This window comes from Candidatus Hydrogenedentota bacterium (genome assembly GCA_012523015.1).
Taxonomy (GTDB): Bacteria; Hydrogenedentota; Hydrogenedentia; order Hydrogenedentales; family CAITNO01; genus JAAYBJ01.
Genome location: JAAYJI010000171.1, coordinates 1 through 8,164, shown reverse-complemented (window position 1 = coordinate 8,164; position 8,164 = coordinate 1). Strand labels below are relative to the sequence as shown.

4 protein-coding genes and 1 pseudogene are annotated in these 8,164 nt (G+C 50.1%); 2 read left to right on the top strand and 3 right to left on the bottom strand.

What is annotated here, in order from left to right; translation table 11 throughout:
* The first annotated feature begins 331 nt into the window (after positions 1 to 331).
* Positions 332 to 1,353 (top strand): annotated as a pseudogene (locus GX117_07660) (DUF1559 domain-containing protein).
* Positions 1,354 to 1,440: 87 nt separating this feature from the next.
* Here GX117_07660 and GX117_07655 read toward each other — a convergent pair.
* Positions 1,441 to 3,702, bottom strand: coding sequence for a hypothetical protein (locus tag GX117_07655; GenBank protein ID NLO33215.1), 2,262 nt, complete (start codon positions 3,700 to 3,702; stop codon positions 1,441 to 1,443).
* Positions 3,703 to 3,893: 191 nt separating this feature from the next.
* On the opposite strand from GX117_07655, the gene GX117_07650 reads away from it, so the two are divergent.
* Positions 3,894 to 5,921: a hypothetical protein gene (locus GX117_07650; protein ID NLO33214.1), complete on the top strand. Its 2,028-nt coding sequence runs from the start codon at positions 3,894 to 3,896 to the stop codon at positions 5,919 to 5,921.
* Between the two features lie 6 nt (positions 5,922 to 5,927).
* On the opposite strand, the gene GX117_07645 is transcribed toward GX117_07650, so the two are convergent.
* Together GX117_07645 and GX117_07640 are read right to left on the bottom strand one after the other, a co-directional pair.
* On the bottom strand, positions 5,928 to 7,490 hold the full coding sequence (locus GX117_07645; GenBank protein ID NLO33213.1) for a hypothetical protein: 1,563 nt from the start codon (positions 7,488 to 7,490) through the stop codon (positions 5,928 to 5,930).
* Positions 7,491 to 7,506: 16 nt separating this feature from the next.
* Positions 7,507 to 8,028, bottom strand: a complete 522-nt coding sequence (locus GX117_07640; protein ID NLO33212.1) for a hypothetical protein — start codon at positions 8,026 to 8,028, stop codon at positions 7,507 to 7,509.
* Between the last annotated feature and the right edge of the window lie 136 nt (positions 8,029 to 8,164).

Genomic DNA, 8,164 nt, shown 5'->3' with positions numbered 1-8,164 from the left:
TTTTAAGACAATACTTTCCCAAAAAGACTCGTTTTGATACAATTTCTGAAGAGCAGTTACAAAGGGCTGTTCAAGATTTAAATAATAGACCAAGGAAAACACTTAATTACAGAACTCCGGCCGAAGTTTTTTTTTCAGGAAGGAGTTGCAATTAGAGTTTGAACCTGCGAAGTTTGGATAGAAATTATTTTTTTGCAAGTTTCGTTTCGATTGGTGTAGATTAATAGTAAGATATCCAGCTTCTAGGAGGTGATATTACAAGTTTGGATAAAGTATTGTGGTCTTTTTAGGTATGATCCTGCATCTTACTGCATAAGAAAGAATGACTATGATGAAATCCAAAGGTTTTACACTGATTGAGTTGTTGGTCGTTATCGCGATTATTGGTATTCTTGCCGCGATTCTCTTGCCTGCTCTGGCCCGTGCACGCGAGGCGGCTCGGCGCAAATCCTGTCAAAATAATCTGAAACAGTGGGGTACAATCTTTAAGCTCTACGCCGACGAACAAAAGATTATTTTCCCCCTTTTCAAGTAACCAATCGCAATACACCCGGTTGGCCTGACCTTGAATTTTCAGGAAGTGCACCGGCCGTGGAGTTGGCTGCAGCGCCGATGATCCATTGTTGGTATCCTAATTATAACAGCGATCCTTCCATTTTAATTTGCCCTTCCGACGCAGAAGAAACCGTTGACGATCTGAAAGACGATAAGGGCGACTGGTATTTTTATAGACCTCGAAGAAATTATAAAGCCGGTGCCAGCTATGCCTATTTAGGGTGGATGCTGGATCGATTAAACCATCCGTCACTGCCACCGGTCAGTATCAACACCTTCACGGCTTTAGGCAGTGTGGCGTCCATGTTTGCCCTTGAAGTACCGGGAGACGGATTGGCACCGCAACAATTTGGCGCTTGCGTGGAGCAGATCCTCTTAGAATTTCTTCAACACGTGGGGGATGCCAACTTGGGCGTTTCTTTGTGCAAAATTGCCGATACGGATTGGAAAGTGTTGCCGGGACAAGGAAACGGCGGCGGTGAAAAGATTTATCGCATGAAAGAAGGAAATGAGCGTTTTCTCGTCACCGATGTTAATAATCCGCAAACTTCCGCCATGGCGCAAAGCACCATTTTCGCCATGATGGATCTACTTGGCAACTTGGGTAAAGGCGTATCTTTTTTTAACCATCTTCCCGGCGGGTGTAACGTTTTATTTATGGATGGACATGTGGACTGGATTCCCTATGTTCCGCCTGCGCCCGGTCAAGATAATTCAGTTTCAATGGATTTGGGCGCTACCCAGCCTGTGTTGCCCAGTATGGCGAATATTATCGGCTTATTTACAAGTCTGAACTAAGCAAGGCAGCGATATACAGCGCGGACTGAGATCTTTCCCCTGCCGCAGTTGTGTGTGGCAGGGGACGTGTTATTCCAAAAGACCGAATCACGACGAAGCCGACAAGGTCGACAGCAGCCATTCACAGTTCAATACTTTTTCAACCAATTCCATAGGCGTATAGAAATATTGGTTTGTTGCCTCAAAGCCAATACGCGAATCATGGGTTTGCAGGATGTACAGGGCTTTGGCAAGGGCGATTTCATCGCGCAGCAAGCTTTCTTGTTGGGCTTTTAATAGGGCGGCTTCCTTCACCGAGAGCATAGCATCGGTTGCTTTGTTGCGGGCAAGAATAAAGCGTACTTGGTTGACGACACTCTTAAAGTGGATAGCGGCGGCATAGGCGAAAGATGCTTCTTGCCGAATCTTCTCTTGTTCTTCTCTATCACCGGTTTTTGAGAGTACTGATTCCATGCCTTTTGCGCCCGACTCAAAACCTGCCGCAGTTTGTTCCAACTGGTCGGCAAAGACTTCCGGCGGATACACGGCGCACCAAGTCGCCAAATCATCATATGGAATACCGACCATGGTGGAACGGTAACCTGTTTTTTGAGCCCATAATAAATTGGCAGGTCCCACCTGCAGCGGCGCATGATAGACAACGCCGATATGGTAGGGAAATTCTGAGAAGGCAGCGCTAATTTCATGCCATGCCGAAACCATTTCCGGCGCTGCCAAGCCGAAGCGTCGTTCCGCAACGACTTCCAACGCCGCTTCAGCGCTCAGGGAACTGCCGTCCTTTTGTTTTTTACCCAGCTCATAGACCAATTCAAGATTAGGCGACGGATGACCGCCCAGCGTCCAACTGAGCATGAGCCCGCGCACGCCCGTATCGCGTAGCCGTTCCACATGACGCGCCACATTAACCGCTGCAGGGATATAGGGGATAGCGGAGAGTTCCCATGTGTTATTGGCTTGGATTTTTGCGAGCGTGGTCAGTCCTCGTTCTTGTGCCAGCTTCCAATGCCCCTGTGCTCGGGGACCCGGTCCGATGGCGGAAATAGAATATTCTCCCACGCGGCTGTCCACGTCGCCCCGGATGAGGGGCATGCTCCATTCGCTCACACTCATGAGCGCGGTTTTTTGAGGCAGGGCGGCAATAGCTTTAGGTGCCCATTCATCGGCCCAGCCCCAATCCCAAGCGATCAGTCTGGTTGAAGTACCGGCTTGGTCGATGCCCGCCTGTATCGTTGCGTTCACTTCGGCGATGACCTCCCCCGGATTGCGGTCTTTACAGCGGGGACATTCATGGCCACGGTGATGAGACCAACAGTTGGTTAGATTTTCGGAAGCAGATATGGTGAAAATACCTGCTAATTTCGGAACGGATCGGCACACAGAAGCGACGGCGTCGCGGAGATACTCCCGCACTTCAGGCAGACTGGTGCATAAGGTGGCATGACCGCCTTCAGTCACGCCTTGTAATTCCGGATGGGTCTCAAAAAAAGACAAGGGCATGACGCGCGGCTCGTTCATATAAAGATAAATGCCCATACCCTGTTCTTCCGCCCGTTCCGTCAGTTGGCGAAGGTGATCCAGCCGTTCTTCCCAATGGGCGCTTAGTTCGGGCTGCCACGGGAAAGGGGACAATGTATAGAGGACGCCCTGCAGCCACACGCCATTGACTCCGGAAGCGGCGAGGCGCTTCAAGTAATTCTCCGGGAAGGGATCGCCTTCCATCAATGGATCGCCGTAGAGCGCGAAATAGGAATAACAAAAGCGTGGATCAAAGAGAGATTCATCGCTCCGTTCCGGCGGCATAACAAAATCGGAAGATAGGCTTTTTACAAAAGACAGGGGCGGGTCTTCGCAAACACCGGCTGTCGTACCGAAATGGCTGTTCACTAGGGCGGCTATTTCTTGTTCACGTTCTTTCGCCGCCTCATCGGCTTCTTTCCAAACTAAAGGCGGACACTTGGGTTTCAAACTGCCCAATTTGATGAATAAAAAATCATCTTCTTGCAGCGTATAGGCAAGGCGCCCTTCATCCCAATCAAGAAGACGCAGCAATTGAGGATAATTAAGCAAATGCCAATTGGCCCGTATAATGCTGATATATGTGCGATCCAACTGCTCTTGCGAAATAAAGGGCGCTTCGGGCAAACCCATTGCTGCGCCCATGGCACGAATATCCGATTCATTGGCTTCCACGACTTCTGCAATGCGCGACAGGGGCACCAAACGCCAATTGCGCCAAACGTAGCTGTGCATTGTATCCGGGAAATGAGGGTAATGGAGTGCTTCAGGATTGTCGCCTACAGGCAGCGTGACCGTATTCAAAACCAATAAAAGCAATGCAGACATCATCATGTTATCCTCCGTGATGCGCTTTCTTGTGTTAAGGATCCATTGAAGGCATTATAACAAAGACAGAAAAACGACACGGTCACGTATCAGGGAAAAAGTAGCCTTCCGAGAAAGGGCATCTCCGCAAATCAATTCCGATTTTTGACCTTGTCTTTGTTAGGATATGCTTTGCATCATAAACAAGGAATACTGCCATGACCGCTTACCGCGTCCTCACCTCATTAATCTTCATACTTTTTCTCTTCGCCTCTTTTGTGGGCTACGCCGACGACGCACCGCCCTCCGCTTTTCATCCGGAAAAAGCAGAGGAATATTGGAGCCCTCCCGAACTCAGCCCAACGAAGGGGGAGTACAAGGTGCCCGTCGCTGCCATAGAAGAACAGCCCCTCGAAATGCGCATCGCACAACTCATGCTGATCACCTTGGAAGGAGGACAGAAGCCTTCTGTTCAGGACATCTCATTTCTTGACCAGTATTTCCCGGGCGGTGTTATGTTTCGCCACAGCCCCAAAAGAGCCGATATCATCAGCATCGTGAATCTATTGCATACCTTGGAACAAAATCAACCTTTGCCCTTGCTTTTGGGTACAGACCTCTACCGTGTGGATGCCAATCTGCGAACGGTTCCCAGTGAATTCATCCAATTACCGACCTTACTGGCACTGACCGCTGCGGGCAGTCCCAATCTCGTTAAAGACACGGGCGAACTTATGGCATTGTATCTGCAATTTATGGGGCTGAATTTCCATTTTGGCCCTGCTTTGGAATTGGCGCCCAGCCTACAGGGCGCGCCCGATACGCTCAACACCTTTGGCAGCAACCCCCAGTATGCAGCGGAATCAGGAACGCTTCTCTACAAGGCTTTACAGGAAAGGGCTATACTTTTACTGCCTTCCGGATTCCCCGGCGGCGGTGCTAACCGTATCGGACGAGGCGCGGCTGTATTGACCACGCCGGAAAATACACTGCTTGAAAATGACGGTTTCCCTTACAAAAAACTCATCGATGAAGGAGCACCCATGATTCACGTGGGCAATGTGATTGCGCCCACCCTGGACATAGATAACCGTCCGGCAAGTATGTCGCCCGCAGTGATAACAACCTTGCTGCGCGGCAGCCTGCAGTTTGACGGAGTCGTCGTTGCCGGACCTATGGATGATGAGGTGCTGCAAGGCCGCTATGATCCCGCTGAGGCGGCGGTACAGGCGCTCCTTGCCGGCGCAGACATACTTTATTGGCAAGGATCTTTGGTGCAGGTCATGCGCAGTATTGCCGCTATTGAGTACGCCGTAAAGGCAGGCCTATTGGATGAAGCACGCATCAATGAATCTTTGCAGCGTATAAAAAAGTTGAAAGCAAATTTTCCGGCAACGACTAAAGCCATTTCAGAACAAAAAGCGGACAGCCAATTAAACAAGAAGAAATTGCAGGAAATCAGCCAGAATGTGGAGCGGCACGCCATAACGCTTTTAAAGAATGAACCGAAGGTCTTGCCTTTGGTAAAAAAGGTGAGTACCCCCGTCGGTATTACAGGCGTCGTAGGCGTAGAAGAACTGTTTGAGTTGCTCGAAAAAGAACTGAAACCGGTGGTTCGTCAGCGCATTACTACAGCGCGGCATATAGGCGATGTACAGCGCTTTGAGATTGAACGCTTGACAAAGAACATGCGCGGTCTGCGCACCATTATTTGTATCTTGAGCGATAAGGCGCGGCCGGAAACGCAGGTGGAACTGGTCCGAGCCTTGAAAAGCAGCGCCCAGCATGTGGTGGTCATTTATCTGGGACATCCACGGCATGCAACGAAATTTACCATGGCCGATGCTGTCGTATTGGCATATTGTGATGCAGCAAATTTAGGACAAAGTATTCAAGCCCTCGCCGATATTTTGATGGGGAAAGCGCCTGTCTCTATTCTGCCTGTGGATACGCCTTTGCGTTTGAAAGCGGGGGAGAAACGAACTTTCAACGCCCTTGAAATTATTCAAGCTCCTTCCGGCAGGCTGCCTATACACTTGTCGGAGCAGTATCCCGCCGGCACAGCGGCACGCTATAATCCGGCTGCATCGATTAAACATGTGGAATGGGATTTCGGAGGAAACAAGAGCAAAAAAGAGAATGTCGTGCGCAGTTTTGATAAGGCAGGAGAGACTCTCATCACATTAACGGTGACCGATTATTCCAATGAAGTGAGTCAGCGCAGCTTCTCCGTAGTGACAGAATAATCGGAATTAAAAGAGATTGTCCCCAATGCGGTTGTTCACTGCCTGCACATCCGTGGGAGACATACCCCGACCATTCACATCGGCATCATAGGGAATTGCACGCCCTAAAAGGGCATCTACCACCCATTGAATATCGGTGTCGTCGATAGTGCCGGAACCGTCGATATCGCCTGTTGATAAGCTGAGATCCACCCGGGTCGCAGGCCCTTCTTCCACGGTTATATCATCGACAAAATAAGTGATATAGCCCGGCGCGGAAAAGGAAAGCGAATAAGTGCCCGGCAGTAGGAGACGATGATAATCACCGAAGGAGGGATTGGAGAATACGGGTTGATCCCGACCGGAAACCATCACTTTCGTCCAAGGCGGCACATCGCCGTTCCGGTCCAGACATAGACCGCGAATGCCGATGTGTGCCATTTCGGAGTAGGCAAAAAATGAATCCCTATTGTCTTGCCACAATTGGGGTAACTGCGCAGGCGCCGGATTTTTTACCAACGATATTTCCAAGGTTATTTCCGGACAGCCCAGAAAGCGGTAATGCCAATCCATCATGCCCCCTGTGATGCTGTACCAGCGCGAGCCATTGACAATGCCTTGATAGAAAGCAGTACTGCTATACATGGGCGGGTTATTGGAGGAATACTGCAGCGAGATGAATTTAAAAAGATCGTCGTCCGGGCTCTTCGCTTCAGAACCGCTTAGCACCCGAGGATCATTATCATAAGGATAGTTTGCGACAAGGGCGCCGCCATGAAGATTGGCAGCAATCGTGGAGGGTTCTTGTGCATGCCAGCGCATGAGATGGCTCACCTCTATCTCGCGGCCTCCGTCACCGAGATCATCGCTTTCATACCACGTGTCCACATAGTCCTTGCCGTAGATGGGAAAGTTACGGTTGAGATCAATCACGTTTATGTTAAATCGCACGCCAAGATAGTAACCGTCAGGATTGGCGATGGGCACGAGCCAGAAAACGGTACGGTTCAGTAAATCTTGGATATAGGGATTGCTGTCATAATCAGCCAGTAATTCTTCTGCAAAGTTTAGACAGAACATGGTGCCCACGGGCTCATTGCCATGGATGGTGGATACAAATTTGACTACAGGCTTATCGGCGGGCGTATCGGGATCAACCGTGATTTTTATTGCCCATATCTCGCGGTTTCTTACTGATTGTCCCAGTGTATAGACACGGCATAAATCAGGATATTGCTGCTCGTAATTCGCCAGTATAGGGCCGAGTTCTTCATAGTCGATATAGGCTTCTTCCTTGTCACCACTTCGAGGGGCAGCCCTTTCAATTTCAAGTAATTGTGTAGGATAACCCAAGGCCGCGACCTCGGCATATTCCTGCGCGCTGAGGTATAGGGTCGCAGTATTATGCGCCACATGGCTCACGCTGTAGGGCATGGCGACAAGGTCCTGTAAGGCCTCCAATGAAGGAGCAGTCACATCAACCACGTAGATAGGAGGGAATGCCTCTTCTGCGCCAAGGAAGGCTGACGGCAATAGGGCTGCCAAGACGAAAGTGATCATCACCGGCCGAAGTTGGGGGATACCTGACATAGAACCTCAGTATTCTTTAGTTGCGGGACCGTTCGCCGGCGGCGCCGTTCCAAATACCGCTTACAGAGAAATTGTATCGATAGGATTCACGCCCTTCTTCGCCGGAAGAGATCGTGGCTGATTCTCCCGCTGCCTCTGCTTTGGTTGGTTTATTTTCTCCGCGCAGAACACGATACTTGTATTGGATGGTTCCGGTATAGCCGCGGCTGCGTCCGCCGCCGCCCGGGGAACCGCTTACATCCATGGGTATGAAGCTGTCATAAACTTTCACTTCTTTGTAGTAGGAGCCGCGCCGACCTTGATCATCGAACTTGATCTCGCCGTGCCGTTCCTGCCCATTGAGTCGTTTCAGTTCGGTCGTACCCACTTTATCCATCTCTTCGAAAACACGATCTGAGCCGGTCACATAGCCTTCCGGCGCATCACGAAGCCCGAAATCGGTCAATACCTTGTCGGTAACACTGATTCCTGAGTCCGTTTGACAAGCGGTTATGGAGAGGCATAGGGTTATAATTGCGCAATAGAAAAAATACTTCACGCCGGAATTCTCCTTGTGCTGTCCCGGGGACAGCGTGTCTACAATTCATAGCGGCAACCTAGCAACACCCTAAGAGTATAACACGTAGGGCTATTCCGGATCAGATCAATGGGAGCATTTTCTTCCGTGCAGGTTC